This window comes from Streptomyces sp. NPDC085866, assembly GCF_044541035.1.
Lineage (GTDB): Bacteria > Actinomycetota > Actinomycetes > Streptomycetales > Streptomycetaceae > Streptomyces.
In genome coordinates this window covers 1-1,375 of record NZ_JBITSQ010000040.1, presented here as the reverse complement: position 1 = coordinate 1,375, position 1,375 = coordinate 1, and the positions used below count along the sequence as shown (strand labels likewise).

The 1,375-nt window shown below is 69.8% G+C and carries 1 protein-coding gene; it reads right to left on the bottom strand.

Features of this window, described 5'->3' with window-relative positions:
- Window positions 1-1,375 (bottom strand): DUF6531 domain-containing protein (locus ACIF83_RS45645; RefSeq protein ID WP_399736559.1); only part of this gene is annotated, 1,375 nt, incomplete at both ends.

Genomic DNA, 1,375 nt, shown 5'->3' with positions numbered 1-1,375 from the left:
CCGTACGACAGACGCAGGGTCATGTGGCCCGCGGAGCCACCTTCGGCTGTGCAGCGGTCCCGGTCGTCGTACTCGTACGTGTAGCCGCGGTCGTTCGTGTCCGTCCAGGAGGTGATCCGGCCGGCCTCGTCGTACGTGAAACGGAGAGGCAGGCCTGAGGAGTTGTAGACCTCCGTGAGGTTGCCGTCGGTGTAGCCGTAGCGCTTCAGCTCCTCGCCGGTCGCGGCCAGGTGGAAGGCGGTGATGCGGCCGGAGTCCGAGGTGACGCGTACAGCCTGGCCGCTGCTTGAGGCGATTGCGAGCGGGGTGCCCTGCGCGTCGTACTCGAAGGTGATCCAGTTGCCGTTGCGGTCGTCTATCTGCTCCAGCACCGCCAGGTTTTCGCCTCGGTCGGCGAAGTGGCATGTACGGAGAGTCTGTGGGTCCGTGATCGTGTAGCCGTCGTCCACACGGTCCAGGGGCCAGCGGGGGCCGTGGCTCGGGAGGGTCGGCAAGCCCGGTGCCGGGTGCGGGTACGCCAGGAGCAGGCCGTCCTCCGTGACGAAGACGACTCCCTCGGCGTCGATCTCCAGGCGCTGGTCCAGGGTGGAGGACCAGGACGGGCCGAACCAGCGGCCCAGGTGGTAGCCGGACTCCACTCGCCGCTTCAGGACCAAGGGGAGTACCCCGGGGAGGGTGACGTCCGTCTGCGGCAGGTACATCTTGCCGGTGGCGAGGTTGATCGGGTCGGTGCCCTTGCTCACCGTGCTGTTCTGCTCGTGGGAGGGCGCCGACGGGTCATCGGTCACGGTCTCCCGGGCGGAGTTACCGGTCTCTTCCCCGGCGCCCGCCTGTCCTTCGCGTTTCGCCGCCGCCTTCGCCGCGTCCTCTGTCGCGCGCGCCTCCCTCGCCGCAGCGTTCGCCTCCACCCCCAACCCGTCGGTCAGGAGCACCTGAGGAGCGAACCGCCCCCCGAACTCGGCTGGATCCTTGATGAAGTCGCCCAGGTTCTGCTTCAGCGTCCGTTCCGGATGTGTGACGCCGGAGACGAGGCCGGCCAGGGTCATCGCCTGGTGCTGGAGGGCCTCGGCGGGGTGGGCGAGGTTGTACGGATCCAGCGGGTTGGCGCTGCGGGCCATGCTCATCAGGCCCGAGAGGCCCTTGATGGCGCCGCCGCCGAAGTGGACGGCCTCGGTGTTGAACGCGTCGAAGCCGTCGGCCGCGTCCACCTTGAGCTGGGTCAGCGGGGGCGGTTCGGCCGGGGCGTGGGCGAGGGCCGTGTCGACGGCCTTGGCGGCGGCGTCGGCAGCGGTGTTGCGCTGCTTGCGGGCCTCGTTCAGGATCTCGTCGGCCCGTTTGCGGTCGGCGGTGCCGGGGTCGTGGAAGTCGCCGGGGG